This window comes from Pseudoalteromonas sp. BSi20480, assembly GCF_000241365.1.
GTDB lineage: Bacteria > Pseudomonadota > Gammaproteobacteria > Enterobacterales > Alteromonadaceae > Pseudoalteromonas > Pseudoalteromonas marina.
In genome coordinates this window covers 16,155-42,357 of the sequence record NZ_BADX01000071.1, presented here as the reverse complement: position 1 = coordinate 42,357, position 26,203 = coordinate 16,155, and the positions used below count along the sequence as shown (strand labels likewise).

23 protein-coding genes, 3 pseudogenes and 1 riboswitch are annotated in these 26,203 nt (G+C 39.9%); of the genes and pseudogenes, 11 read left to right on the top strand and 15 right to left on the bottom strand.

Annotation, left to right across the window (positions count from 1 at the left end):
* Nucleotides 1-43: 43 nt before the first annotated feature.
* Complete coding sequence (gene fldB, locus P20480_RS10840; protein ID WP_006793142.1) at nucleotides 44-565, top strand: flavodoxin FldB; 522 nt, start codon at nucleotides 44-46, stop codon at nucleotides 563-565.
* 136 nt (nucleotides 566-701) lie between these two features.
* Here fldB and P20480_RS10845 read toward each other — a convergent pair.
* A pseudogene (locus tag P20480_RS10845) lies at nucleotides 702-2,712 on the bottom strand (alpha-amylase).
* A 151-nt stretch (nucleotides 2,713-2,863) separates the two neighbouring features.
* Entirely contained in the window at nucleotides 2,864-3,565 is a 702-nt protein-coding gene (locus P20480_RS10850) for a tRNA1(Val) (adenine(37)-N6)-methyltransferase (protein ID WP_008129000.1), read from the bottom strand.
* A gap of 75 nt (nucleotides 3,566-3,640) precedes the next feature.
* On the opposite strand from P20480_RS10850, the gene srmB reads away from it, so the two are divergent.
* Nucleotides 3,641-4,867: an ATP-dependent RNA helicase SrmB gene (gene srmB / locus P20480_RS10855; protein WP_006793145.1), complete on the top strand. Its 1,227-nt coding sequence runs from the start codon at nucleotides 3,641-3,643 to the stop codon at nucleotides 4,865-4,867.
* A gap of 240 nt (nucleotides 4,868-5,107) precedes the next feature.
* Nucleotides 5,108-5,428: a BON domain-containing protein gene (locus P20480_RS10860; protein ID WP_008128997.1), complete on the top strand. Its 321-nt coding sequence runs from the start codon at nucleotides 5,108-5,110 to the stop codon at nucleotides 5,426-5,428.
* Nucleotides 5,429-6,201: 773 nt separating this feature from the next.
* On the opposite strand, the gene P20480_RS10865 is transcribed toward P20480_RS10860, so the two are convergent.
* The 3 genes from P20480_RS10865 to yaaA form a co-directional block, all read right to left on the bottom strand.
* Nucleotides 6,202-7,158 carry a mechanosensitive ion channel family protein gene (locus P20480_RS10865; RefSeq protein WP_008128993.1) on the bottom strand — a complete coding sequence of 319 codons (957 nt, stop codon included), beginning with the start codon at nucleotides 7,156-7,158 and terminating at the stop codon, nucleotides 6,202-6,204.
* Nucleotides 7,159-7,447: 289 nt separating this feature from the next.
* Nucleotides 7,448-7,858: a hypothetical protein gene (locus tag P20480_RS17975; RefSeq protein ID WP_033025331.1), complete on the bottom strand. Its 411-nt coding sequence runs from the start codon at nucleotides 7,856-7,858 to the stop codon at nucleotides 7,448-7,450.
* A 96-nt stretch (nucleotides 7,859-7,954) separates the two neighbouring features.
* On the bottom strand, nucleotides 7,955-8,734 hold the full coding sequence (gene yaaA / locus P20480_RS10870) for a peroxide stress protein YaaA (RefSeq protein ID WP_008128991.1): 780 nt from the start codon (nucleotides 8,732-8,734) through the stop codon (nucleotides 7,955-7,957).
* Nucleotides 8,735-8,955: 221 nt separating this feature from the next.
* Here yaaA and tal point away from each other — a divergent pair, with 221 nt between their 5' ends.
* Nucleotides 8,956-9,906, top strand: a complete 951-nt coding sequence (gene tal, locus P20480_RS10875; RefSeq protein WP_006793149.1) for a transaldolase — start codon at nucleotides 8,956-8,958, stop codon at nucleotides 9,904-9,906.
* Nucleotides 9,907-10,209: 303 nt separating this feature from the next.
* Complete coding sequence (locus P20480_RS10880; protein ID WP_006793150.1) at nucleotides 10,210-10,398, top strand: DUF3545 family protein; 189 nt, start codon at nucleotides 10,210-10,212, stop codon at nucleotides 10,396-10,398.
* A 69-nt stretch (nucleotides 10,399-10,467) separates the two neighbouring features.
* Here the strand turns inward: P20480_RS10880 and ung are convergent, their stop codons facing one another.
* From ung to P20480_RS10920, 8 genes are all read right to left on the bottom strand, one after another.
* Nucleotides 10,468-11,130, bottom strand: a complete 663-nt coding sequence (ung, locus tag P20480_RS10885; protein ID WP_008128988.1) for a uracil-DNA glycosylase — start codon at nucleotides 11,128-11,130, stop codon at nucleotides 10,468-10,470.
* A complete protein-coding gene (locus P20480_RS10890; RefSeq protein WP_008128987.1) occupies nucleotides 11,130-11,987 on the bottom strand; it encodes a cobalamin-binding protein in 858 nt (285 codons plus the stop codon). The genes ung and P20480_RS10890 overlap by 1 nt, the downstream gene beginning before the upstream one ends.
* A complete protein-coding gene (cobO, locus tag P20480_RS10895) occupies nucleotides 11,987-12,586 on the bottom strand; it encodes a cob(I)yrinic acid a,c-diamide adenosyltransferase (protein ID WP_008128984.1) in 600 nt (199 codons plus the stop codon). Before cobO ends, P20480_RS10890 begins: the two co-directional genes overlap by 1 nt.
* Entirely contained in the window at nucleotides 12,579-14,060 is a 1,482-nt protein-coding gene (locus P20480_RS10900) for a cobyric acid synthase (protein WP_008128982.1), read from the bottom strand. The genes cobO and P20480_RS10900 overlap by 8 nt, the downstream gene beginning before the upstream one ends.
* 2 nt (nucleotides 14,061-14,062) lie before the next feature.
* Nucleotides 14,063-15,067 (bottom strand): FecCD family ABC transporter permease, encoded by a 1,005-nt coding sequence (locus tag P20480_RS10905; RefSeq protein WP_008128980.1) that lies wholly within the window; start codon nucleotides 15,065-15,067, stop codon nucleotides 14,063-14,065.
* Nucleotide 15,068: 1 nt separating this feature from the next.
* A complete protein-coding gene (locus P20480_RS10910) occupies nucleotides 15,069-15,869 on the bottom strand; it encodes an ABC transporter ATP-binding protein (RefSeq protein WP_008128979.1) in 801 nt (266 codons plus the stop codon).
* A 76-nt stretch (nucleotides 15,870-15,945) separates the two neighbouring features.
* Nucleotides 15,946-16,084, bottom strand: a riboswitch (cobalamin riboswitch).
* 47 nt (nucleotides 16,085-16,131) lie between these two features.
* Entirely contained in the window at nucleotides 16,132-17,064 is a 933-nt protein-coding gene (locus P20480_RS10915; RefSeq protein ID WP_008128978.1) for a porin, read from the bottom strand.
* A gap of 186 nt (nucleotides 17,065-17,250) precedes the next feature.
* The gene (locus tag P20480_RS10920) at nucleotides 17,251-18,105 is read right to left on the bottom strand and encodes a LysR family transcriptional regulator (protein WP_008128976.1); all 855 of its coding nucleotides are present in this window, start codon (nucleotides 18,103-18,105) and stop codon (nucleotides 17,251-17,253) included.
* 91 nt (nucleotides 18,106-18,196) lie between these two features.
* Here P20480_RS10920 and P20480_RS10925 point away from each other — a divergent pair, with 91 nt between their 5' ends.
* Nucleotides 18,197-18,571, top strand: coding sequence for a MaoP family protein (locus P20480_RS10925; RefSeq protein WP_008128975.1), 375 nt, complete (start codon nucleotides 18,197-18,199; stop codon nucleotides 18,569-18,571).
* An 85-nt stretch (nucleotides 18,572-18,656) separates the two neighbouring features.
* The gene (locus P20480_RS10930) at nucleotides 18,657-19,892 is read left to right on the top strand and encodes a diguanylate cyclase (RefSeq protein ID WP_008128973.1); all 1,236 of its coding nucleotides are present in this window, start codon (nucleotides 18,657-18,659) and stop codon (nucleotides 19,890-19,892) included.
* A gap of 8 nt (nucleotides 19,893-19,900) precedes the next feature.
* Here the strand turns inward: P20480_RS10930 and rarD are convergent.
* A pseudogene (rarD, locus tag P20480_RS17970) lies at nucleotides 19,901-20,822 on the bottom strand (EamA family transporter RarD).
* A 51-nt stretch (nucleotides 20,823-20,873) separates the two neighbouring features.
* Nucleotides 20,874-21,330, bottom strand: a pseudogene (locus P20480_RS17965) (thioesterase family protein).
* A gap of 107 nt (nucleotides 21,331-21,437) precedes the next feature.
* On the opposite strand from P20480_RS17965, the gene recQ reads away from it, so the two are divergent.
* From recQ to P20480_RS10950, 4 genes are all read left to right on the top strand, one after another.
* Nucleotides 21,438-23,261, top strand: a complete 1,824-nt coding sequence (recQ, locus tag P20480_RS10935; RefSeq protein WP_008128967.1) for a DNA helicase RecQ — start codon at nucleotides 21,438-21,440, stop codon at nucleotides 23,259-23,261.
* Nucleotides 23,262-23,268: 7 nt separating this feature from the next.
* Nucleotides 23,269-23,553, top strand: a complete 285-nt coding sequence (locus tag P20480_RS10940) for a DUF3630 family protein (protein WP_008128966.1) — start codon at nucleotides 23,269-23,271, stop codon at nucleotides 23,551-23,553.
* Nucleotides 23,554-23,750: 197 nt separating this feature from the next.
* A complete protein-coding gene (locus tag P20480_RS10945; protein WP_033025330.1) occupies nucleotides 23,751-25,460 on the top strand; it encodes a BamA/TamA family outer membrane protein in 1,710 nt (569 codons plus the stop codon).
* Nucleotides 25,461-25,579: 119 nt separating this feature from the next.
* On the top strand, nucleotides 25,580-26,152 hold the full coding sequence (locus P20480_RS10950; protein WP_008128964.1) for a mechanosensitive ion channel domain-containing protein: 573 nt from the start codon (nucleotides 25,580-25,582) through the stop codon (nucleotides 26,150-26,152).
* The last annotated feature ends 51 nt before the right edge of the window (nucleotides 26,153-26,203 follow it).

The following is a 26,203-nucleotide window of genomic DNA, read 5'->3' as shown; positions in this document are numbered from 1 at the left end:
ACTTGAGCCTATCATATCAGGCAATTACACAGTGATAAATACGATGCAAATTGGTTTATTTTTTGGCTCTACTACGTGCTACACCGAAATGGCAGCAGAAAAAATACGTGACCTTATTGGTGACGATATAGTTAGCCTTCACAATATTAAAGACGAACCACTAAAAAATGCAGAGCAGTACGACTTTATCATCTTTGGTATTTCAACATGGGACTTTGGCGAAATACAAGAAGACTGGGAGTCTAAATGGGACGACATAAAAGACGTAAACCTAAATGGTAAAACCATTGCTTTATTTGGCATGGGCGACCAACAAGGTTACGGACAGTGGTTTCAAGACGCTCTAGGTATGCTGCACGACGAAATAAACACACAAACATTTACACAACTTGGCTTTTGGCCGAACGACAGCAGCTACGAGTTTGAAGCCTCAAAGGCACTCACCCCTGATGGCAAACAGTTTGTAGGGCTCGCCCTTGACGAAGACAGCCAGTACGAGCTGAGCGATGAGCGCATAGCCAGCTGGGTTGAGCAAGTAATGACCGAGTACGGTGAAACGCTTTAACTGTTTAAGCGTAATGCTTGCCGCGCTATAAAACAGCGATTTAACACATTACCAATATTGTTTATGGTAAAAAGCCAAACACGCTTAGGTGTTTGGCTTTAGTAATAATGCACATCGCTAAATTTAACGAATAGGTTTAAAAGTTACGAATATCTACATTTGAGCTGTTAAATTCAAACATATTTATTTTTCCGCATTGCGCCACATGGTTAGTGCTGGCAAAGGGTGTATTGGCTTGGTTTATATCGCTTTCCCAGCCTTGGCCATTTTTTTACAAATGCTTTTACCTCAAACCACCCATTTACTGCTTTGCTGCAATCCATGTCTACATCTAGCATCCAATAGTGTTCGCCCCAAATATTAAGCGGCGTAACGCCAAAGCCGTCGTTAGTTACTCTTTTTTGGGCACCATATGTACTTGGCCACACGTTTGTAGTCCAATCGGCTGCGGTACCTTCTGCTTGGGCGCTTTGCCCGCTTTCAATACCGTACCAATCTAGATAGTTATCGTTTACTTTCCATGGGCTTGTAGTGGCATTTTTTAAATTGTTATGACGAATAGGCATCGCACATTCAACATTGGTTGTTTGACAGTTTCTACCTAAATTTGTATTTGCATAGGTATGATCTATTCCGCCGCGTACAAACATGTCTTGCCCACTTTGGGTTTGTGCGTTAATAAATATGACGGTACGCTGCCAATCACCATTCGGATTTGAAGTCGAACCTTGTGATAACTTTGCGTTTTTATGAATTGCCATCGCATCCCAAGGTGCCACATTTAGATCAATAGTGCCGTTACTATTAACTGTAATAACCTCACCGCTACAACTTTTAGCATCGCCCGATAATTCACCTTTTAATACATTACAATATTGGCCAGGCGCCATGTCTGTTTGCACAGTGGCATTGAGCGCTGCGTCTTCTTTGTTAATGGCCATATGACCTGAGCTACCGCGGCCAAATGAAATCTGATTATTAGTGTTATCCCACCAATTTGTCACAGCCCAGTTGTCGGCGGTGTTATTTCTAAAATCGACGCCACCCGCTATGTATGACCAACGATGCTCACATTTCCAATTGCTTGCAAAACATTCTAAATTACCACTGTTATGAACGGGAACACTCGGCCCGCCCGCATCGGTATCACCATGGAAATCGTAACTCGACATTACTTTTGGATAGCCATACGGATACGCCAACATAAATACGTTAGCTAGGTCGTATAAGCGGCCATCTTCAAAGGTAATTACGTTACCCGCACCACCATGCCCCCGCTGATTATCATGATTATCTACAAATACGACCGCTGACGAGCTTGGCATAAAGCCCCACCCTTCACCAAAATTACTTAACCATGCAAGCGAGCCGTTTCTAAATGTATTACCGAGTTGTGTACTGTATTTAAACTCGGTAACTAGCCCTGTACTTAAATACTCAGAGGCATCAACGGCTTCTGTTCCCTGATCAATCACTTCATGAAACACTAACGGCGAGCCATTTATTTTAGCCATAAGGCTTTGAATATCGCTAGCTGCTACGTGTTTAGCCGCATCAAATCTAAAACCTTTTACTCCAATAGCCTGAAGGTCGTTAATATAAGCAGCGAGAGTATTTTGCACGTAATTTGAAGACGTATTCAAATCAGCAAGTCCTACTAACTCGCAGTTTTGAACGCGGTAACGATTATTACCGTAATCTTCTGGATTTATACTACAGCTTTCATGAAAGTCTTGTGGGCTATAAATTGGGTATTGTTTATTACCAAACGTGCTACCCGCAACGCCATTACCACTGCCAGCCGCCATGTGATTAATTAAGGTATCTACATAAATATCGACCCCTGCACTTTTACAACGGTTAACCATATCTACAAACTGCGTTCGGTTACCGCCTCGGCTTTGCAGTTGGTAGCTCACAGGTTGATAGCGAGTCCACCATTGGTTGCCTGTAATATGCTCGTTTGGCGGGGACACTTGTACAGCAGCATACCCTTTTGGCCCTAAAAACTGCTCGCATTCTTGTGCAACATCGGGCCAACTCCATTCAAATAAATGAACAAACGTAGTGGGTGCAGCAGCTGCAAGGTTAGGCAAAAGCAAACCTAGGCTTAAACCGGCGGTGGTGACCATTTTATTCAGCTTCATAGTGTGTGTTTCCAAATGTTGGCGGGCTAAACAACATGCCCAACGTTATTTACAAGTGGTTAACACTAGTCCTGAGGTTGATTAAATAACAACTGAATACGTATGCATTATGGGTAAACTATCCTTTATTATTAGATAATACCCCTCACAATTACGCCATCTTTAAATAAAATGCCTTACACAAAGTAATGTAATCAGTAGTGTAATTATTGTTTAACTCTCTAATGCATAGCGTTGAATTGTCGGTTTGTGATTCTAGATAACTAAACGTCATTAAACTGCGGCTTATGGGTTTGCTAGGTGTCGCTTTTACTTGGCAATGTGCATTTAAATAAAGCCCTTTTTGAGTAGCAAGCTCAATAAATACTAAAGCCTCAGTGTTTGGCAGTATTAAACTAAACCGTGACTGTGAATGGCTAAGCCGCTTAAACGCGTTAATTAGCTCCTCAAAGCTCAAACCATCGGTGTGACGCGCAGTGTTTCGGGCGGCATTATTGCCTTTTAAACTGTGATTGAAGTAAGGCGGATTAGAAATGATGACATCAAAGGGAGCGTCACTATTAAAGCTTTGAATAGTTTGATGCTTAATAGCTATATTGGGCCACGGACTATTTGCTACGTTTTGTAATGCTTGATTGTATGCGTTTTCATCTATTTCAACCGCAGTAATACTTAATGCTGGCCTGCGCTGTTTACACATTAACGCCAATAACCCCGTGCCAGTACCAATGTCTAGTAACGAGTTTGCACCAGCTAAGTTTGCCCACGCACCAAGCAAAATGCCGTCGGTTGAAACCTTCATTGCGCAGAGGTCGTGCTCAACCTTAAATTGTTTAAATGCAAAACCAGACATTTTTTCACCTTTTCATTCACCAAGCGCAGCATAGCGCGTATAATCAAGGTAATTGTCCACTATTTTAGACACTCTATGCAATTTTCTGAATTTGATCTTGATACCAAATTACTCGATGCCATTGATAAAATGGGCTACGAGAAGCCAACCAGTATTCAACAACAAGCTATTCCTGAAGCTCTTCAGGGACGTGATATTTTAGCGTCTGCGCCAACTGGCACAGGTAAAACAGCGGCATTTTTAATTCCTGCGATTCAATACTTATTGGATTTTCCGCGCCGTGAGCCTGGTTTTGCCCGCGTATTAATAATGACGCCAACACGTGAGCTGGCTTATCAAATTCATGAGCAATGTGAGTTACTAGCCAAACGTACGCACCTAAAAATAGGTGTCGTGACCGGTGGTATAAACTACGGAACGCATAAAGAAATTTTTGAAAAAAATAACGACGTGTTAATTGCCACTCCAGGGCGATTAATGGAATACCTTGAAACTGAAAACTTTCATGCTGAACATGTCGAAATGCTTATTATTGATGAAGCCGACCGTATGCTAGACATGGGTTTCAAAAAAGAAATGAGCCGTATTTGTGACGAAGCTAAAAATCGCCGTCAGTGCTTTTTATTCTCAGCAACCCTTGAGGGTGATAGCGTAGAGCGATTTGCAGAAACCACATTAAACGATCCGGCTTTGTTAGAAGCTGAGTCGTCTCGTAAAGAAAAAGCTAAAATTCACCAGTGGGTTCATCTTGCTGATGATTACCACCATAAACTCGAGCTTTTAGTCAACACCCTTAACGGCCCTGACGTGAGTAAAGCCATTGTATTTGTTAAAACCCGTGAACGTTTAGAAACTCTCATTGGTGAATTAACTAATAACGGTGTAAAAGCCGCTTGGCTGCGAGGTGAAATGCCACAAGACAAGCGCATGAAAGCAATGGAAAACTTTCATAGTGGCCGCACTAAAATATTAATTGCAACAGATGTAGCTGCTCGCGGTATTGATGTATCTGACATTAGCCACGTTATTAACTTTGATATGCCACGTACCGCCGACGTATATGTTCACCGTATTGGCCGTACTGGTCGTGCAGGTAAAAAAGGCATCGCTATTTCATTAGTTGAAGCGCATGATATTGGTATTTTGTACAAAGTAGAACGCTACATTGAACAAAAGCTTAAACGCCGTGTAATTAAAGGAATAGAGCCTCAGCATAAAGAGGCTAAGCCACCGGTTAAAAAGCGCAAAGATCCGGTAAAAATGAAAGCAAAGAAAAAAGCGAAAGTTAAAAAGAAAAAGTAACTTAGCATATTTACCAAAGCCGGCGTATGCCGGCTTTTTAATGCGTGTAACATAGGTAACCGGTGCATGTAACACCTACCCATTTAAATGTAATTATTGCCCACCTGAATTCCCACTTAACAAAATAACCTTATATTTCAATAAATTAAAACTGGCACTGAACTTGTAATATTAAACACAGAATAGCCAGAATATTTAATGGTTTGGCTAAATTTTTAATTGATATAAAAGGATTGAGTTATGAACCGCTTAAAGTTAACTATCGCGTTAGTTTCGTTTTGTTGTTTATTTTTGTTAGCCTGCGCTACCAAAGTGAGTGCAGCAACACACCTAGCCGTAGTCAGCAGCGTAGCAACTCAACCTAACCTTCAGCAAACCATTACAAGCACGCTTCGTACTAACCCCAACTTTGCATTAAGCAATATTCGCGTACAGGTTAAAGATGGCGAGGTAATATTACATGGTCAAGCGCAAACCGGTTTTGAACGTGCGCTTGCTCAAAAGTTTTTAGAAAATATGGATGGTGTTAAAATCATCCGTAACAAAATTAGTGTTATTTGAATCGCATTTTTATTAACTCAATTGATCCTAGGCGCAGCATGTTACTCCAACACATGCTGCGCTTTTTTTGTGCCAGTATTTACTTGCAACTCACATTAACTACAATAAAGAACTCGCTTTAATTACCTCTTACTTACCGCCTAATACCAATTGTAAATTGCATACATTACAACCTAATATTTGCCAAAATAATCCGCTCTTTAAATAATAAATTTATATTAAGCCTAGGCCTGTTTAACTGACATTATTAAAGCGTGTTCTATCAAGGAGCAACATAATTACGGTGTGCGATTTGTGACCCAGTAAGCTAAGTACCTACTCCTGCATTATTTTAATGACTACGCCTATGTAGGTATAACTTAAAGTCGTATACAGCTTATACGCCCTACTTGCTCCTTATTACCTATTATTTAGGCAACAAGAAGAAGCAACCTATGAGGGAAGGGACCACAAAAGTTACTGCATGTTTTATATTTATGTTGCGTTATCGTCAGTTTCGGGAAGTAACTACACAATAGGCTTAGCCTTATCGATATATCACATAGCCCGCTTTCAATTTCACCCCAAAAGGTAAATAGGCCTTAATCAATAATCAATTAACGTTGCTCTCACCTTCTCAAACACTTAAATAGCCATAAAAAAATGCAGCTTTATAAAGCTGCATTTAGTCGTTGTGACTCATAAGTCATTTTTATTTAAGCCCACAACGCGTATTTAAATGTAAAATTGCGTTGCGAGTGAGTAAATAATTCCCACTGGTATTAATGGCTCATTTATTCGTTTTGGCCTGAATCAGCTCCACCAGCGTTGCCTTTATTTGATGATTGCTGACTTATTTTATCGCTGATCATGGCATCGAGTTTTTCACCGCCTTTAATACCAAAATCGAGCGTGCGAATAGGGAATGGAATACTAATATCAGCTTCATCCAACGCTTGTTTAACGGCAACTACACCTTTATGGCGTACTGTCATAAAGTCTGGTTCACCTGGGTATTTAATCCAAAACCACACCAATAAATTAATGCTACTGTCGCCAAAGCCTTCAGCATAAACATCGGTTTCGTTTTTACGAATGACAAAGTCCAAATCGTTAATTTTATCTACAATAACTTCTTTCGCTTTTTCAATGTCGTCACCATACGAAATGCCTACCGGTACCTCTATGCGCCTAACTCCAAGTGTGGTGTAATTTTTTAACACATTTCTGAATAATACCTTGTTAGGTACTAAAATTAACTGCCCATAAAAGCTCTCTATTAGCGTGTTACGCAGGTTTATTGAGTGCACTGAACCAAACACGTCGTCGGTTTCGATTACGTCTCCTGTTTTAAAGGGCTTGCGTATACCCATTGCTATGCCCGCAATCAAGTTTTCGGTCATATCTTGAAACGCAAAACCTATGGCTAAACCAACAATACCCGCACCGGCTAATAAAGAGGTAACCGTGCCTTTTAAACCCACAAAATCCAGCGCTATAAATACCCCAACGCACAGTACAATAACCTTAAATATTGACGCCATTAAATCGGCTATTTGTTGAGAGTCGAGTGAACGGCGCAATATGTTTTTCGTTAGGTTGCCAGCAAAGCGCGCTAGCATTGAAAATATAATGGCAATAATAACCGCCACTATAAAATTAGGAATGTGACTTATAACAACATCAAACCAACCGCCGAGTTTTTCTTCTATTAGCTTTTCAGCTTCACTAATTGAGGGAATACTAATCATTTAATTTGCACCTAATGTATGAAATGAATAGAACCACTTTGCAAATTTAGTACCAGCAAAAAAAGTTAACGACCTGCAAAAGGTCAAGTCGGTGCACATAGCGAAGGTTTAAAATAAAAAGTGACTATAGATGAAAGTTTTGTAATAAAAGACAATGCTCGCTCGGTTCAATAAGCGGTGCAAAAGAAATTGCCAAAAAAGTGAATACCCTGGCGCTGCAGGTGACGATTTAATGCATAACTAACGCATATAAGGGCTCAGATATAAGCCAGTGATGTTACTCTATATGCTATTTTTTGTGCGCACTAGAGTGATTATTCTTTTTTCCTACTACTGCATAGTAGGGCAAAATGACTCCAACACCTATGCAAATGAGAACTCGAAAATAAAATAAAAATGGGTCATTTTCTTTTGTATAAATACGATTTTTCCCCACCATTTCTCCCTCTATTGCACTATACCCTCCCCAGCAGATAAAAATAATGCCAAGGATGAACACAAAGACTCGACGACCCATCATTACATTTTCACAGGAGCTTGGAGGTATATCTGAGTTAGGGATGTTTGAGTTCGCTGCAACGGTTCGTTTTGTTATTTCACAATAAATTTGCTCTAGTCGCTCAGGGTATCTAGCTTTGTCTATCGTCTCTAGCGCTTCGCGCAGCTCTTTAAGAGAGTAACGGGAGTAATCGGGTGACAATGACGTGTTCCTCTAAATTTACTTTTTTTGCTAAATAAGGTAAAACCCCGGCTTACTTTGCTTTTGAAAAGCGAAATAAGCTTGGGGTTGTAAATATTAATTTCGCTCGTCGCGTAAAAATACCGGCTCTAATTCTTTCGCTGTCGCCTCTGCACTATAGTAATACCCGTCTACGGTAAATTCTTTTAACTGACTTAACTGCGTTACTTGGTTTTCTATAATGTAACGCGCCATCATGCCACGCGCTTTTTTAGCGTAGAAACTAATGACCTTATATTGCCCATTTTTACAGTCTTTAAACTGCGGCGTAATAATTTGCGCGTTGAGCGCTTTTTTATCTACCGCTTTGAAGTATTCGTTTGAAGCTAGGTTAACGAGATATTGTGCATCTTGTGCTTTTGTTACTTCATTTAGCTTATCAGCAATAATACTGCCCCAAAACTCATACAGGTTTTTACCACGAGAGTTTTCAAGCTTAGTGCCCATTTCTAGTCGGTACGCTTGCATTAAATCAAGCGGTTTTAACAGGCCATATAATCCAGATAATATACGCAAATGACTTTGCGCGTAATCAAGGTCGCTTGCAGTTAAAGTACTCGCCTCTAACCCACCGTATACATCACCATTAAAAGCAAGCGCGGCTTGTTTGGCATTATTAATGGTAAAGGGTTGCGACCATTCGCTAAAGCGAGCAGCGTTAAGGCCAGAAAGCTTATCGCTAATTTTCATTAAACTGCCAATTTGCGCAGGTGTTAGTTCACGGCATACTTTCATGAGTTCCTCGCTGTGCTCGAGTAATTCAGGCTGAGTGAACTTATCGGTTGCCGGTGGCGTGTCGTAATCAAGATTTTTTGCAGGTGAAATAACAGTGATCATAGTTAGCTATTGACTTGTAAATTATTTAATGTCAATTTCAACATTAAATGAAACGAAAAGCACGTTTTGTTTATATAAATCCTCCCTTAAAAATTCATACATTGCCGTTTTTTAATTGATAAGGACATAAGACCTATCAAGCATTGTCACACTGTTGCAGTATGGATGGTATATATTAAGGGTCGATTTTTCTTTTAACTTGCTTGGAATGAGGAAAGCAAATGACTTCAGCTCTACAAAGGCTAAAACAACATTCATCTATCGTAGCCGACACTGGCGATATTGAAGCGATCAAAAAGCATCAACCAGAAGATGCAACCACAAACCCGTCGCTTTTATTAAAAGCGAGCGAGATTGAAGCTTATAAGCCTTACCTAGATAAAGCTTGGAGCTATGCAAAAGAAACCGAGCAAGATCCAGCTAAACAACTAGAACTTGCATGTGACTACTTTGCTGTTTTACTTGGTAAAGAAATTAGTGAGATTGTACCGGGTTATATTTCTACCGAAGTAGATGCACGTTTATCGTTTGATACTCAAGCAACTATTGATAAAGCACACACATTACTTAGCCTTTACGAAAAAGAAGGTGTAAGCAAAGACAAAATTTTAATTAAAGTTGCGTCTACGTGGGAAGGTATTAAAGCCGCTGAGCAGTTAGAAAAAGAAGGGACTAAATGTAACCTTACTTTATTATTTAGCGACGCCCAAGCCCGTGCATGTGCTGATGCAAATGTATTTCTAATCTCGCCATTTGTGGGCCGTATTTTAGATTGGCACGTTGCTAACGGCATGGAAAAACCAACGGATCCACTACAAGATCCAGGTGTTCAATCAGTACGCAGCATTTTTGAATTTTACAAACGTCATGACTACAAAACAGTAGTGATGGGCGCAAGTTTCCGTAATACGGGCGAAATTATTGCACTAACAGGTTGTGACAAGCTAACTATTAGCCCTAACCTTTTAGAAGACTTAGGTAACCTTGAAGGCGCACAAGAATATTTACTAGAAAGTGATATTCCTAAAGAGCCAAAACCTGAGCCGCTTACAGAAGCTCAGTTCCGTTGGTTACATAACCAAGATGCAATGGCAACTGAAAAGCTAGCTGAAGGTATTCGCTCTTTTGCTGATGCACAAGAACAGCTAGAAGCACGTTTTAAAGCAATGTAATTGGTTTGAACGTACTTTAAAAAATACGTCGCAATTGCGGCGTTTTTTTATGCCTGTAAAGTACGGACTAATAACCCGACCTCCCTCATACATTTTAGCTGTAAAAAAAATAACCCTCATCGACTTAAATTTGTTTGTAAATTTTATACAACGTGTTTTTGTATTTAAAAGCAATACTTTACTTGTATAAATCTTCATTTAAACATCACAACTTTGTAACATCTCTGTCACTTTTTTATTCTATTTTAGCTGGGCCTGTGGTATAGGTACTCTTGAGGTCAATAAAATCAATAGGAGAAGTTCATGGATAGCCTAAACGATATATTAGAGATACTAGAAGGTCCTGATGAAAAAAGAAAAACCTCTCAGAAGAACAAAAAAAGAAAATGGCGCGAAATAGAAGCAATAAAAGATAAACAACGTCTACGTAAAGAATTAGAGGAGTTTGATTACTTTGCAGACACAATTGCAATTGATGAGCTAGATTTTTAATTTCTATACCCACCAATTACACAAAAGCCCTCATTTATGAGGGCTTTTTTAATGCTTAAGCTTATGAAGCTAAACCTGCCAATTTATAGGTTTTTTACCTTGCGCTAACAGCAGTTCGTTAGTTTTCGAAAAGTGCTTACAACCAAAAAAGCCTCGGTGAGCCGACAGCGGCGACGGATGTGGCCCACTCAAAATAGAGTGGCGAGTGCTATCTATGCCTTTCCCTTTTTTTTGCGCATGCGCTCCCCACAAAATAAACACAACTCCATCACAGTTCGCGTTGATGTGAGCAATAACATTATCGGTAAATTGCTCCCAACCTAAATGCTTATGAGAATGGGCTTGCCCTTGCTCTACTGTTAAAACAGTATTTAGTAAAAACACGCCTTGTTCTGCCAAGCTTTGTAAGTAACCATGCTCAGGAATAACAAAGCCCTCAATATCTGTAGCTAACTCTTTGTATATATTTTTAAGCGAGGGTGGGAGTTTTTTTACCTCGGGCATAACAGAAAAACACAGCCCATGAGCTTGTCCTTCGCCGTGGTAAGGGTCTTGCCCTAAAATTACCACCCTAATATTGTTTAGCGGCGTGGCATTAAATGCATTAAATACGTACGGCTCGGGAGGGTAAACAGCAATACCTTCCGCTCGGCGGTTTTCAACTGCATTTAAAGTTTGCTGCATATAAGGGTGCTGTAGCTCGTTTTGTAAAAATGTATCCCAGTCGCTCATTACATACTCTTTATTATTTTTCGTGACGCGTCTATTTTATCACACATATCAGCAAGGCCATCTAACATACGCGGTGTAAAGCGGTGCAGTAAATCGGCATTAACGCGAATAAACTGGTTATTTGTAACTGCAGGCACTTCTGGCCATGCCTGCCAATTAACATTAGGCTGCGGGGTGTTAGATTTTTCGTCAGGAATAATAATAATTTGAGGCTTAGTAACAATGACATTTTCAATGCTGATTTGTGGATACGGGGTCGTGCTATTAGCAAACACATTATTTACGTGACAGGTATTTAATAGTTGGCCAATCCATGTACTTTCACTGATTGTCATCATAGGCTCAGCCCATAACTGATAAAAACCAGATATAGGCAACTTCCCTTGCTGCTTTTTAATAATAGCGGCTAACTTTTGCTTAAAAGCTTTAGCAACCTGTTGGCTTTGCTTTTCGTACCCTGTTAGTTTACCAAGTGTTAGTAGCTCGGTTTGCACGCCTTCTATGGTTGTAGGGTTACTTAAATGAACTTGAATACCCAAGCGTTCTATTTGTGCGATATCTTCCTGCTGATTTCCGCTTTTCCAAGCAATTACTAAATCAGGTTTTAAGGCTAATAATTTCTCAAGAGAAATACCATAGTACCCGCCAATGCGAGCTATATTTTTTGCTTCATATGGGTAGTCTGCATAGTCAACGGTGCCCACAATATTATCACCTGCACCAATGGCAAATAGGTTTTCAACTATGTGTGGGGCAAGCGCAACTATACGTAGTTTTTTAATCTCAGGCGCTGAGTTCGCCACAGCATTGCCGTGTAAACTAAGCAGCATGAAACCTATAAAAAGCAATTTAAACACTAGTAGTCAAACCCTTCTAACGCTTTTACACCTGAGTCGAATGCGTGTTTTACATTACGTACTTCGCTCACTGTATCGGCAAGGTCAGTCAATGCTCTGTGCGCTGCGCGCCCCGTGATAATAACCGACTGCATAGCTGGGCGATTATTAAGTGCGCTTACTACTTCGTCTAAGTCGATATAACCATAAGTCACCATATAGGTAAGCTCATCAAGTAATACTAAGTTAATACTGCTGTCGGCAAGCATGCGCTTTGCCTCTTGCCATGTTGCTTGTGCTGCTAAGGTATCGGCTTCTTTATTTTGTGTATCCCACGTAAAGCCAGTATTCATTACAGCAAACTCAACGCCTGCGCCTTGTAATAAATTACGCTCACCACACTCCCATGTCCCTTTTATGAATTGGCACACAGCGGCTTTTTGACCGTGGCCAACACAGCGTGCTACCACGCCAAAACCAGAAGTCGATTTACCTTTACCATTACCAGTAATAACCTGAAAAATACCTTTAACCTCTTGCGCGGCTTCCACACGGGCATCTACGTGTTCTTTTACTTTTTGCTGGCGCTGTTTGTGTTTGTCGTTTGTTTGTTCAGTCATTATTATGCCCTTTATAAATCGAGGTAATTTGCGCTATATCTAAATGTGTTTCGCACATGGTTGCTAAACGCGCTAACTGCTGTTCGCGGTGTGTATCAATACTTATTGGATCAATATTTAAATCTGGCTTTACCCATTTTAAAATTTCCATCGTGGAGTTGGGCTCATCAAATAAACCGTGTAAATAAGTGCCCGCAATTGCATTATCGTCACTTATAAAACCATCTGTTTTAAACCCATTTGGATGGTCATTAAAAGTAATTAAAGGGGTCTTTAATGCATTGCCTTTACTTACTCCCGCATGGATTTCATAACCACTACATAAAGTTTGTCGATTATTTAGCTTTAAAGTGGCCGTCACTTTACTTAATACTTTTTGCGATGTGAGTGTGGTTTCAAACTCACATAATGCCAACCCACTCACACTTTTTAATGACGACTCAACACCCTCGGGGTCGTAAATTATGTTACCCAGCATTTGCATTCCCCCACAAATTCCAAGCACTTTTCCACCATAGCGTAAGTGACGTTTTAACTGATTATCCCACCCTTCGTTTATCAAAAAGGTTAAATCGCCAAGTACGTTTTTACTACCTGGCAATATAATAAGATCAACATCAGGAATGACCTGCGTATGGCGTATATAGTTAACATTAATATTTGGGTGTAAACGCAGTGCATCAAAATCGGTATGGTTACTAATATGCGGCACTAATAATATTGCAATATTGATAGTTGCATGGGTAACGTTATTGTTTATTGCAACAGCATCTTCCGCGTCGAGAGTTAAATCGTGAAGGTATGGCAGCACTCCTAAAACAGGCTTACCCGTGTATTGCTCTAACCAGTCAAGCCCTCCTTGAAGCAAACTTATATCGCCTCTAAAACGGTTAATTACAAAACCCTTTACACGTGCTTGCTCTGATTCGCTAAGTAATGCCAATGTCCCCACTAAATGAGCAAATACACCGCCTTTATCTATATCAGCAATAATAATCACTGGGCAGTCTACTTTTTCAGCGTAGCCCATGTTAGCTATGTCGTTTTCACGCAGGTTTATTTCAGCGGGGCTTCCCGCACCTTCCACCAATAAAAGATCAAACCGTTTTGCTAAACGCTCGTGTGATGTAATGACAGCGTCCATGGCGACTTTTTTATAATCGTGGTACTTGCCGGCTTCCATGTTGCTAATCGCTTTACCATGAATAATAACTTGGGCGCCTGTATCGCTATTGGGCTTAAGTAATATCGGGTTAAAGTCGGTTTCGGGCTCTACCTTAGCAGCAATAGCTTGCAAAGCTTGCGCACGGCCAATTTCGCCACCGTCGTTTGTCACTGCGCTATTAAGTGCCATATTTTGTGGCTTAAACGGTGCGACTTTTATGCCTTGATTTGCAAATACTCGGCAAAGTGCAGCCACTAAGGTGCTTTTTCCCGCATCCGAGGTAGTACCCTGTATCATGAGTGTTTTCATGGCTACACCTTAGACTTTCTAAAAAAGAGTAAACTTAAGAAAAACGCACTCCCCATAGCGGCCGTGATCACCCCTACTGGCAACTCTTGATTTTGAAGTAAAGAACGAGACAGTACATCGACCCACACCATAAATGTGCCTCCTGCTAAGCTTGTTATTAATAGCCCTGCTACGGTGCCTTGTGAAATAAAAAAGCGCACAATATGTGGCACCATTAATCCAACAAAACCAATACCGCCACACATTGCCACCAGCACAGCGGTTATTAATGAGCTTAAAATTAGCATCAGCAACCTAAATCGATGCACTTTAACACCAAGGGTTATGGCACTTTCGTCACCTAATAACATGGCATTAAGCTGGCGCCTAAAACTAATCATTACGCAGGTGCACAGTGTAATCACTAAAAAGGGTATCCAAAGCGTTGCCCACTGCGCACGTGCAAAACTTCCTAAGGTCCAAAATAAAATAGCTGCAACGGCTTGCGGCTCGCTCCAATAAAGCAACAAACTCGTAAATGCACTAAATAAAAACGAGAGTGCAACACCGGCAAGTAACATAGACTCAACTTGCCCGCCCTGCTGCCTTGTGGCAATTAATATAAGTAAGCTCATTGCTAATAAGCTACCAAGCAAGGCTGCGGCCGAAAGCATAAAACCCGCGCTAATTCCCACAAATGCCATAAGTACAACTACACCAAACGAAGCACCTGACGATATACCGAATAAGTAAGGATCGGCTAATGGGTTACGTGTCACGGTTTGTAAAATTAGCCCAGCGATAGCTAACCCGGCACCTGCTAAAAACGCCAATAATGTACGGGGCATTCTTAATTCAAAAATAATACGGCTGGTGAATGAAGCATCATTTAAATAAATAAAACTGTTAAATACATCCTGTATTGAGGTATCTGCAGCACCAAAGCTCAATGCTAAAAATAAACTTACTAAGGCAATAGTAATGCAAATAATCAGTGCAACTGAATGGCGTACATGCATTGCTAACATATTATTTGTAACCATAAAAGTAGGTAATATGAGGCGTAACTTTACCCAATTGAGATTCTTGAGGATGGTTACTAACCTGAGCGCATACACCAAATACATCATCAAGCATGTGCTCAGTCAGTACCTCTGCAGGAGAGCCGGTATGCGTTATTTCTCCATTTTTAATGACGACAAGCTCATCACACATAGCGCTAGCCAAATTAAGATCATGAAACGAAGCAAATACTGTAACACCAAGAGACTTTGCCAGCTCCATAACCTGTATTTGGTACTTAACATCAAGGTGGCTAGTGGGCTCATCCATAATTAACAGCTGAGGTTGCTGAACAATAGCACGTGCAATGAGTGCCCGCTGCTTTTCGCCCCCAGAGAGCGATTCAAAATTTTGATTTGTATGCAGCTCAAGCCCTACCGTTTTTATAGCTAGAGTGATTTGTTGTTTTTCGCTTTGCGATGTAGAGCTAAATAACGATTTATGAGGCGTTAGGCCAAGAGCCACAACATCAAATAACGACAAATTAAAATGCGATGGCGCCTCTTGTAAAACAACAGCAACGCACTTTGCATATTCATCACTTTTAAGCTGCCAAATATCATGGTTATTAAACTCTATAACCCCTTCATTAGGCTTATTAAAACGATATAAACAACGCAGTAAACTCGACTTACCTGCACCATTAGGGCCAATTAAGCCCACAAATTTACCTTCAGGTATTTGCACATTAATGTGTTTGAGAATAGGTTTATTTGCTATTCCCCACGAGAGATTTTGAACGTTTAATAATGGTGCTTTAGTTTGCAATACTCTGTCCTAGACACGAGTACCCACTTGTAATGCAACCACCAAAAAGGAGTACATTAAATTTAGCATGAGTAGGCCCGCTCATTAAAAATTGATTTGTATCTGACTTAAAGCATAGCGCTAATTACAGTTGCGGGAACAGTTGAGGAATTGCACCTCATTCCAAATGAAGCTCTATTATGGGCGGGTAAGTAAATAATTTAAAGCAAAAAAAACCGCGCTAATTACAGCGCGGTTAAAAAGGGAGTGTTTTAACTCGTCGTTAAAACTTATATTCCATACCTAAACCTAAGTAATCTTGGTCTACGTTGTTGTCCATATCAAAGCTTGAGTAAAAGCCAAATACTTTAATGTTTTTGTTAAGCTTGTGATCCACACCCACTGAAATAGCTGTTTTATCATCGCTATCGTCAAAGTCCATTGCTTGGTACTGAACTTTAAACGTGTTTTTACCCATGCTGTATGCTGCATTTAATAAGTAACCGTCACCTTCAGCTGAACCGTCTACTTTTTCTTGAGTTTGGTACATAGCACCGAGTTTAAAGTCTTCAACTTTACCTTGGATTGACGCGCGTACTACATCGTAGCCATTTACTTCACTATCGGCTGCGATAGAGGCATATACTGCGCTCTTTTTAAGTGCCACGTCACCGTAAGTAACCGCCATTGAGTAACCGTTATCAGCGTCTACATCATCTTCAGCTACAAAAGTAGCAAGTACTTTAAAACCTTCGTATGAGTTTGATGAATAACTAACAGTATTCCCTAAACGGTTTTCACCTTTAAATACATTTTTAATATCGCCTTCAAGGTCGTTAAACAAGTCTAACTTACCTTGAGATTGTTTAAGCGCAGTATCGTTACGACCAATAACCACTTGGCCAAACGCACCTTTTAAACCAACGTATTGGTTACGCGCAGAAATATTGTCGTCGTTATCGCCTTTTGAATCAGCATCAGACACATCAACTTGAAACTCAAACTTATATACCGCTTCTAAACTATCATTTATTTTTTCAGAACCTTTAACACCAAGACGAGATGCATTACTTTTTATCTCAGTAAAAGATCCTTCGCCGTCATCAGATGATTGCACTGTTACATTCGCTTTACCGTAAATGTCTACATCGGCAAGTGCATTAAAAGATAAACCACTTAATAGTGCTAAGCATAAGCTCGATTTTACAAATTTCATGTTATTTCCTTGGATAATCACAAAAGACTAATTTTTAAAACGACTGCAGTTTGTCACCACTAAATGACAGAAATATTACAAATGAAATATTTTTGACTTTTAAAGTTAATAAAACTGCATTATTTATGAAATCAAAAGGACATGAACATCAATCATACAAATATGTACCCACTTAAAACCCAATTACTAAGCATGTGCCTTAATAGTAGGTAGTAAATTTATGAGTGTTTCTATCAGTTCCTTTTGTTCGTTATCTCTATGGTAGGCTACAAATATATCTCTTGACGTATTTTCTACATTTTTTACATGAAATAATTCACCATTTTCTAAATGTTGCTCAACCAAAACATGTGGAATAAATGCGCTACCACCACATTGTAGTATTAAATCTAACGCAATTCGTCCGGTACTTGTTCTAAAGTAAGGAGGCGTTTTACCGGTAAACTGGCGTGCATGCCAAAGTGAAAATGTCGTTCCCCAGTCAACATACACGTACTGATTATCAAAAAAGTTTTCGTTTGTTGCAGTGTCATACCCACTTACAGGAATAATAGGCAGTTCACAAATACGCTCAACAACTAACTCATCTACTTTTGGTGGATCAAATAAAATGGCTAAATCAAGCGTGCGCTCAAGCAATAGTCGCGTGCTTTCTTGTTGAGCTTTAACTTCAGCCACCAAAGAGACTCCAGGCATAGCCGACACAATATTAGTAATACCAAACTGCAAAAAGGCATCCCAAATATTAGGCGTCCCTGCCAAGCTAATTTGTTTATGCATATTATCAGCAAGGGCTACATCTACTTTGGCGCGCTGCATGCCTGTTATGATCATTTGCGCATGAGGTAATAACCGCTCACCAGGCGCTGTTAATTGAATATTATTACGCTGGCGAATAAATAAATTAACACCAAGCCCTTGCTCTAATTGACGAATACGAAAGCTAACCGCCGATTGCGTTATATAGAGGTTCTCTGCGGCTTTACCGAAATGACGCGTGCGCACTACTTCAACAAATGTTTTTAATAAATCGATATCCACTTTTTTATCCTCACGATAAAAATAACTTGTTTAAAAAATTGCCAAACTTGCATCATACTCCAACTAATTAATAGGGTATGAGGATATAGCTATGAGCATTAACATTTCACTACTACGCCAAGCATTTGTTAGCCAACGTCAATTTTATGATGATCAAAATTTTCCACGTGGTTTCAGCCGCAGCGGAAATTTCACCTTATTAGAAGCCAGTATACTAGAACAACATGGCATTGTTTTAAAAGGTTTATATAGTAAGACGATTGAACCACAAAATGAGCACCAAGAAAATTTTGTAGCCGTAGTAACTGGCTCACAAGAACCCACTAATCCGATTGAACGAGCATGGCTGAAATACCTAAAGCTCACTACTTGTAAAACGAAGTTTCATACCTTATTTGGCCGCTCAAAAATATCGAGCCCTGCGCCAATAAATCATGAACGTTATTCAGAATCAGATAGCCTATAACACACTCAGCTATTTGCTTTTTGGCGCTTTTACAGTTACAAAGTGTATTAAGCAATTTTTTTGCATAATATAAACTGGGTGTTCCGTGAAGCGAAAAATATTAATAGTTGAAGATACACCTGCTATAGCGCTTGTGCAGAAACATATAGCGCTAAAAGTAGGCTACGAAGTAGATGTAGCAGAAACGTTAGCACAAACAAAAATACTAATTAGTCAAAATAATTACTTTTGCGCTGTTGTAGATTTTATTTTGCCTGATGCGCCTAATGGTGAAGCAGTACCGTGCACAATTAACGCAGAAATCCCTACCATTGTCATGACGGGTAGCATTGATAAAAGAACACGTGATACTGTTGAAAAATTCCCAATAATTGATTACATAATAAAAGAAAATAAACAAGCTTATCAATACCTTGAAAAACAACTTAAGCGTTTGCCTCGCAACGAAAGTGTAAAAGTATTAGTTGTTGATGATTCTATATCTACCCGCCACTATATTGTGAGCTTATTGTTACGTCATAAATATCAAGTATCTGAAGCTGAGGATGGCAAGCAAGCACTTGAAATGTTGGCAAAGTCACCCGACATTTCAGTGATCATCACTGATAACGAGATGCCCAACATGAATGGCGATGAGTTATGCAGTGAAATTCGCAGATTATACAATAACGACGAAAAAGCAATTATTGGTATTTCAGGCGCTGACTCGTCGGAGCTATCTACTTTATTTTTAAAAAATGGCGCAAATGACTACCTCCATAAACCCTTTAATAACGAAGAGTTTTATTGCAGGCTAAGCCAAAACGTCGACATGCTTCAACAAATAGCCACAATTAAGCGCCAAGCGAATACGGATTACCTTACTGACCTACCTAATCGTCGTTACTTTTTTGAGCAAGCAAATACGTCTTTAAAAGCGCTCAGCCTTAAAAAGGCAAACGGCTCACTGGCTATGATTGATATAGACCACTTTAAATCTATTAACGACACATATGGCCATGATGCAGGCGATCAGGTTTTAAAAGGACTGGCTATTTGCTTTAAAAAATACTTTGAAAAATATTTAGTCGCGCGTTTAGGTGGCGAAGAATTTGCCGTTTACTTTGCTGATGAGAACACCCCAGAAGCACTGAAGAGACTGGAAGGGTTTAGGTATTTTGTAGAAAATAACAGCCAAGAGTTTAGTAAAGAAAAAATAAAACTGACTATTTCGATTGGCTTTTTTGGCGGGCCCGTTTATCAAATGGATACATTATTAAAACAGGCCGACCAAAAACTTTATGAGTCTAAAGAAGCTGGGCGCAATCAAGTAACTAGCTAAATCAATAGTTAAGCAACTTCGGCGGCTGTAATGGCCGCTTTTTTACGCTTACGTGATTGATGATAAGAATCCCAACTAAAGATAGCCAGAGCACTCCAAATACATGCAAAGGTAATAAGCCTTTCTGTATCAAATACCTCATCGTAAAACACCACAGCAAGTATAAACATTAAACTAGGCCCTATATATTGAAAAAAGCCTAGGGTTGTATATTGCAAGCGCTTAGCGGCACCTGTAAAGCAAAGCAGCGGCAATGTGGTAACAATACCAGCACTAATAAGAAGTAAATTAGTAAGCCAATCGTTATTTGGCAGGCTTGAAGTAGCAGAAGGTGCCATCATCCACCAATAAACCAACGCCACTGGTAGTAATATTAACGCCTCGAGCAAAATGCCCGGCAACGCCTCAACAGGAAGCTTTTTTCGTAACAGGCCATAAAGTGCAAACGATATCGCGAGTGAAAAAGCAACAACAGGGAACGAGCCAAAACTCACCAACTGTAATATCACACCCGAGAACGCAAGCCCAACAGCCACACCGTTGAAATTTTCGGAGGCGTTCACCTAAAAAAAGCATGCCTAATAAAACATTTAACAGCGGATTTATGTAATAGCCTAAACTTGCATCGAGCATATGGTTATTGTTAATCGCCCATATAAATAATCCCCAGTTAAAACCAAGTAGCCCCGAGGTGACAACCAGCATTAGCATCAGTTTGGGCTGTATTATAATGTGCTTAATTTTACGCCAGTACTTTAAAACACTTACCACTAAAATTAAAAATACGACTGACCACACAACACGATGCATTAAAATTTCAAATGCACTCACATGTTGTATTAACTTGAAGTAAATGGGAGCAAGACCCCACATAACAAAAGCAAGACAGGCAAATATTGCGCCTTTACGCTGCTCGGTAACAATTGGCATAGTAAACACTTAGTGATTTAAAAGGTCGCCAGTTTACTCGCCAAACAGGTTTTATCCAACTAAATACGTGCCCGTGCCAAAAGCGATTTGTACAGATTGCTCATTATGTAATTCCATTCGGCACACGCACACTTTATTACCCGAACGAATAAGCGTGGCACTGGCGGTAAACACATCCCCTTTTCCTGGGCGCAAATAATCGGTGCGTAAATCAATAGTGCCCAGTGTTGCTAATTTTTTTTTGTACACTGTTCATATCTAAATCGGTCAGCTTATCTATCACACTCGCCGCTGCGAGCATACCACCGACGTTATCGAGCACCGCTGAAATAATCCCACCATGAAGAATTTTTTGGGCTGGGTTACCTATAAAAACATCCTGCCACGGGAATGTAATTTTAGCTTGTTCTGGGCTAAGTGATTCTACCGATATATTTAAAAATTGATTAAACGGCATACCATTTACGAATAGCGCTCCCATTTGTTCAATTAACATTTCTTTATTCATTATTATTCTCTGATATTAATAGGTACATCGAGTAAAACATACCTTGTTTAAAACTACGAGCGTAAAGCTAAAGACATCTTATAAAAAAAACACTAAAATACCCGCCAATGAATACATCTACACTACCTTCAAGCACCTTAGTGCGAAAACCCGAGACTGTCCTCAAACAAGTGTTTGGTTACAGCGAGTTTCGAGATGGCCAAAAAGCCGTTATTGATGCCGCTTTAAATGCTCAGGACACACTTGTTTTGCTACCCACTGGTGGCGGAAAATCTGTGTGTTATCAAATTCCGGCGTTAGTTCTTGAAGGGGTGACCATTGTTATCTCGCCACTTATTTCGCTTATGCAAGATCAAGTCGCGCAGCTTCAAGCTTTGGGTGTAAAAGCGGCATATGTTAATAACAGCCTAGCTCGCGAAGAACAGCAACGTGTTTATCAGCAACTTCATCAAGGGCTTATTAAACTATTGTATGTAGCCCCCGAAAAAGTATTACAACGTGATTTTTTAGAGCGATTATCGCATTTAAAAATAAGCTTATTTGCGATCGATGAAGCGCATTGTGTGTCGCATTGGGGTCATGATTTTAGACCGCATTATTTTCGCTTAAACGAACTTAAGCAACGCTTTGCCCACGTGCCTATGATGGCCCTTACAGCGACGGCCGATAAAGCCACACGCTTTGATATTGTTGAACAGTTAAAACTTCAGCAGCCTTACATTCATACTGGCAGCTTTGATAGACCTAACATTCGTTACACCATAGAAGAAAAATTTAAACCTATGGTGCAACTATTACGCTACTTAAAAGAACAAAAAAACCAAAGTGGCATTATTTATTGTACTAGCCGAAAGCGTGTTGACGACATAGCAGAAAAACTTGCCGACGCAGGCCTTAATGCAGCCGCTTACCATGCAGGTATGAGCAACGAACAACGCCAGTTTGTGCAAACAGGGTTTGCCCGTGACGATATTCAAATAGTGGTAGCAACCGTCGCTTTTGGTATGGGGATTAATAAGCCCAATGTACGTTTTGTTTTGCACTACGACATTCCCAAAAGTATAGAAGCGTACTATCAAGAAACAGGAAGAGCAGGGCGCGATGGCTTAGCCGCCGAAGCAATTATGTACTTTGATCCTGCCGATATAGGCCGTGTAAGACGCTTTTTTGAAGATATTGACGACGAGCAACGTCGCCGTGTAGAAGAGCAGCGCTTTAATGCCATGGCAAGCTTTGCTGAGGCACAAACGTGCCGCCGTCAGATACTACTTAACTACTTTAGTGAATACCAACGCGAGCAATGTGGTAACTGTGATATTTGCTTAAACCCACCAAAAAGCTTTGACGGTACGCTTGTTGCCCAACAAGCGCTTTCGTGTGTATACAGAGCTGAACAGCGATTTGGTTTAGGATACATTGTAGAGCTATTACGTGGCGCCAATACGAGTCGTATTCGCGATAACAACCACCATCAGTTGAGCACTTACGGCATAGGTAAAGACAGAAGCAGTGAGTTTTGGCTGAGTATTTTACGCCAATTAATCCACCAAGGATTACTAAGCCAAGATATAACACAAGGCGCCTCTTTGCGCTTAACCGAAGCCGCCCGCGCTATATTAAAAAGCGAATACGCGCTGCAATTAGCTGAACCTCGCTTACAAGCAAAACACGTATATCAAGATAAGCTAGCGCAATTTAATTATGATAAAAAACTATTTGCTCGCTTGCGTTCATTACGTAAAGAACTTGCAGATGCCGACGATGTGCCACCGTATGTGGTATTTAATGATAAAACGTTAGCCGAAATGGCGCAGCTAATGCCCACGAACGACAGTGAGTTTTTAAAAGTGTCTGGCGTTGGTTTTACCAAGTTAAACAAATACGGCGGAGCTTTTTTAACAGCAATTCGCAACTACTTAGCCACACAATAAGCCAATTATGAGCAAAATAGATTACGACCACACGCACCAATGCATCATCATTACCCCAACAGAGCCGCCACACGATGAAGACTTTGAGCTATGGAGTACCTTATTTTTACACTCAGATGATATCGCTATTAGCGAGTATTCGGCGGGAGCGGATAGGCATCAGGTACGTTTTTCTTATAGCCAACAAACGTTTAATTTAAATTACGAGCATTACAGTCAAAGTATTTGGATTAACGGCGAAGGGCCTGAAGCAGAACATTTATTAGCCGCTTTGGCTTTTTATTTAAATTAACCCGTTTTAGCGATGGATGAATGAACTGTTTTTATAATCGGGCAATAGTTAACACCTAAACGGCTCTTTTTAACAAATAGTTTTTAATATAATAAATTAATTATTTCCCCCCCCCATGCTTTTTACTTACATTTAAATAACAATGATGTAAGCTAATATTACGGGTGTAGTTTGCTACGCAGTAAGTAAGGGGTTAAATGATCAGTAATACGTTGTTTTCGCCCTATCTTGTTGGGGTTTTTGTTCTGTGTCTATTAATGTCTAATGCTTATGCAGAGCCATTACCTTCAAACACAGGTACCTGCCCTCTTGAATCATCAATACATTTGAGTGAAGAAAAACTACGTCGCCAACTCAGCGATGAAACGCTTCTAGTTGCTACAAAACCAAATGCAAAAATTGCCACTATTACGCTAGAACAACTCAATGTATTTAATACTGCGCTGGAAGAAGAAAATAACGCACTGTTTAGATTTGCTAACCGAGCACACATTCAAACTGAGCCTGAGGTAATTAAAAACCTACTGCTTTTTGACTCTGGCGACCTTTACGATGCCAAAAAACTTTCTGAATCAGAGCGTCTACTGCGAAAAGAAAACTACCTATACGACGCACAAATTAGCGCAACAGAAAACTGTGATGGCGATATAGATGTTAAAGTAATTACCCGTGATTTATGGACACTCTTGCCAGAAATAAACTTTAGCCGTAGCGGAGGCGAAAATAAATCGAGCATTGGTTTTAGAGAATCAAACTTGTTTGGCTGGGGTAAAAGGTTGTCTTTTTCTCGTACAACCGATAGCGATCGTAGTGGCTATTTATTTGTTTACGACGATCCTAATATTTTTTCTAGCCGCTATCGTGGTCGCGTAGAGTATGCCGATAACAGCGATGGAAAGCGTCATTTACTTGAGCTTACTTATCCATTTTATGCCATAGACACACCTTACAGCTACGGTATTTTAAGCTACTCAGAACAACGAGAAGAATCCTTATATCGGCGCGGTAAAGAAATTAGTGAATTTGATCAAACAACCGATCTCAATCGCATTTTTATTGGTCATTCTAAAGCATTAAGTAATAGCTGGACCCAGCGAATTAGCTTAGGTTATGTAGATGAGCAGCATACATTTACTGCTATTCAAAACACGTTTGAGCCTTTAGCTAAAGATAGAAGCTACAGTTATCCCTATATTAGCGGCCATTGGTTTGAGGATAATTTTATTAAAGTACGAAATTTTGACAGTATTTATCGCACTGAAGATTTAAACCTAGGCTGGAATGCACAAGCATTACTCGGTTACTCAGATGAGTCATTAAGTAATGACGATAGCCGCTTGGTGTATTCGCTTAATGTTAAAACAGCGCATTTTTCTGGCGATAATACGCTTTGGCGTTTTAGCACAAACCTAGAGGGATTTTGGAACAAAGAACAAAAACAACTCGAAAATTTTAAAGCAATTTCGCAAGTACAATATTATCTAAATACGAGTGTTGATCAGTCTTGGTATGTCAAAGGTCGCGTACAATATGCAAAAAACCTAACAGCCGACCAACAGCTTACCTTAGGTGGCGAGACAGGCCTGCGTGGTTACCCTATGGATTATCAACATGGCGACCGTAGCTTTTTAGTGAGCCTAGAAAAACGCTATTACTGGGAGTACGATTTGCTACAACTATTTAAAGTAGGTGGCGCAGGCTTTATAGATATTGGTAGGGCATGGTTTAATGACCAAACAAATGGTGAAAATAATCATGTTCTCAAAAATGTAGGCGTTGGTTTGCGCCTAGCACCAAGTAGAGCAAATGCAAGAACTATGATCCACCTTGATATAGCCGCCCCCATAGATAGCGCCGACGATGTCGACTCTGTACAGTGGCTTGTCAGTGTAAAAAAATCTTTTTAAATAGCTACTTAGCACCAAAATAACACGCTAAACTAAGGCCTTTAAGCTAGTTAAGACTCATCTAACACGTTGCTTTATTTACTACTTTTAATTGTCACATAACTGCAAAAGGCGCTCTTTTGAAATTTTTAGATGTTTTAGAATTACTCACCAATCAATATAAACTTATAGTCACCATTATTGCCTTGTTACTGTTTCCAGTGCTTTTAAAGCTAACTAAAAAGCTACTTGAAAAAGCCATTAAAGGTAAAGTTGATTTGCACCGTAAATACCGCGCAGAGTTACTTCTTAAAATTATTCTTGCCTTTGTCATGTTATGTTTAGTGCTGGTATTTTGGGGTATTGAACTAAGAGGATTATTGGTTCTAGGCTCGTCACTATTTGCAATGTTAGGTGTAGCGCTATTTGCAGCATGGTCATTATTAAGTAACCTGACCGCGTTTTTATTAATGTTTATTCAAAACGACTGCCGTGTTGGCTTTTGGGTACGCATTATCGATGGCGCAAACCATATTGAAGGGCGAATTGTCGAAATGGGCTTAATGAATGTCGTACTTGAACATATTGATGGGCACCGCGTCATTTACCCTAATAACTTATTTGTTACCCGCCCTGTTTTGGTTTTAAACGCAGAACCTAAACCATCAAAAGCACCTGCTGTTAAACGTATTATAGGCCCTAAAAAATCATAATTTTTATATAAAAAAAGCCGCTTTAATGATTAAAGCGGCTTTTTACTAATT

What these genes read in the sequence shown, in the direction of transcription:
- P20480_RS10880 (WP_006793150.1), top strand. Translation starts at nt 10,210, where the DNA reads ATGGATAGCCTAAACGATATATTAGAGATACTAGAAGGTCCTGATGAA.
- yaaA (WP_008128991.1), bottom strand. Translation starts at nt 8,734, where the DNA reads ATGATCACTGTTATTTCACCTGCAAAAAATCTTGATTACGACACGCCA.
- P20480_RS10905 (WP_008128980.1), bottom strand. Translation starts at nt 15,067, where the DNA reads ATGTTAGCAATGCATGTACGCCATTCAGTTGCACTGATTATTTGCATT.
- ung (WP_008128988.1), bottom strand. Translation starts at nt 11,130, where the DNA reads ATGAGCGACTGGGATACATTTTTACAAAACGAGCTACAGCACCCTTAT.
- P20480_RS10945 (WP_033025330.1), top strand. Translation starts at nt 23,751, where the DNA reads ATGATCAGTAATACGTTGTTTTCGCCCTATCTTGTTGGGGTTTTTGTT.
- recQ (WP_008128967.1), top strand. Translation starts at nt 21,438, where the DNA reads ATGAATACATCTACACTACCTTCAAGCACCTTAGTGCGAAAACCCGAG.
- P20480_RS10915 (WP_008128978.1), bottom strand. Translation starts at nt 17,064, where the DNA reads ATGAAATTTGTAAAATCGAGCTTATGCTTAGCACTATTAAGTGGTTTA.
- tal (WP_006793149.1), top strand. Translation starts at nt 8,956, where the DNA reads ATGACTTCAGCTCTACAAAGGCTAAAACAACATTCATCTATCGTAGCC.
- P20480_RS10850 (WP_008129000.1), bottom strand. Translation starts at nt 3,565, where the DNA reads ATGTCTGGTTTTGCATTTAAACAATTTAAGGTTGAGCACGACCTCTGC.
- cobO (WP_008128984.1), bottom strand. Translation starts at nt 12,586, where the DNA reads ATGACTGAACAAACAAACGACAAACACAAACAGCGCCAGCAAAAAGTA.
- P20480_RS10900 (WP_008128982.1), bottom strand. Translation starts at nt 14,060, where the DNA reads ATGAAAACACTCATGATACAGGGTACTACCTCGGATGCGGGAAAAAGC.
- P20480_RS10925 (WP_008128975.1), top strand. Translation starts at nt 18,197, where the DNA reads ATGAGCATTAACATTTCACTACTACGCCAAGCATTTGTTAGCCAACGT.
- P20480_RS10940 (WP_008128966.1), top strand. Translation starts at nt 23,269, where the DNA reads ATGAGCAAAATAGATTACGACCACACGCACCAATGCATCATCATTACC.
- fldB (WP_006793142.1), top strand. Translation starts at nt 44, where the DNA reads ATGCAAATTGGTTTATTTTTTGGCTCTACTACGTGCTACACCGAAATG.
- srmB (WP_006793145.1), top strand. Translation starts at nt 3,641, where the DNA reads ATGCAATTTTCTGAATTTGATCTTGATACCAAATTACTCGATGCCATT.
- P20480_RS10865 (WP_008128993.1), bottom strand. Translation starts at nt 7,158, where the DNA reads ATGATTAGTATTCCCTCAATTAGTGAAGCTGAAAAGCTAATAGAAGAA.
- P20480_RS10860 (WP_008128997.1), top strand. Translation starts at nt 5,108, where the DNA reads ATGAACCGCTTAAAGTTAACTATCGCGTTAGTTTCGTTTTGTTGTTTA.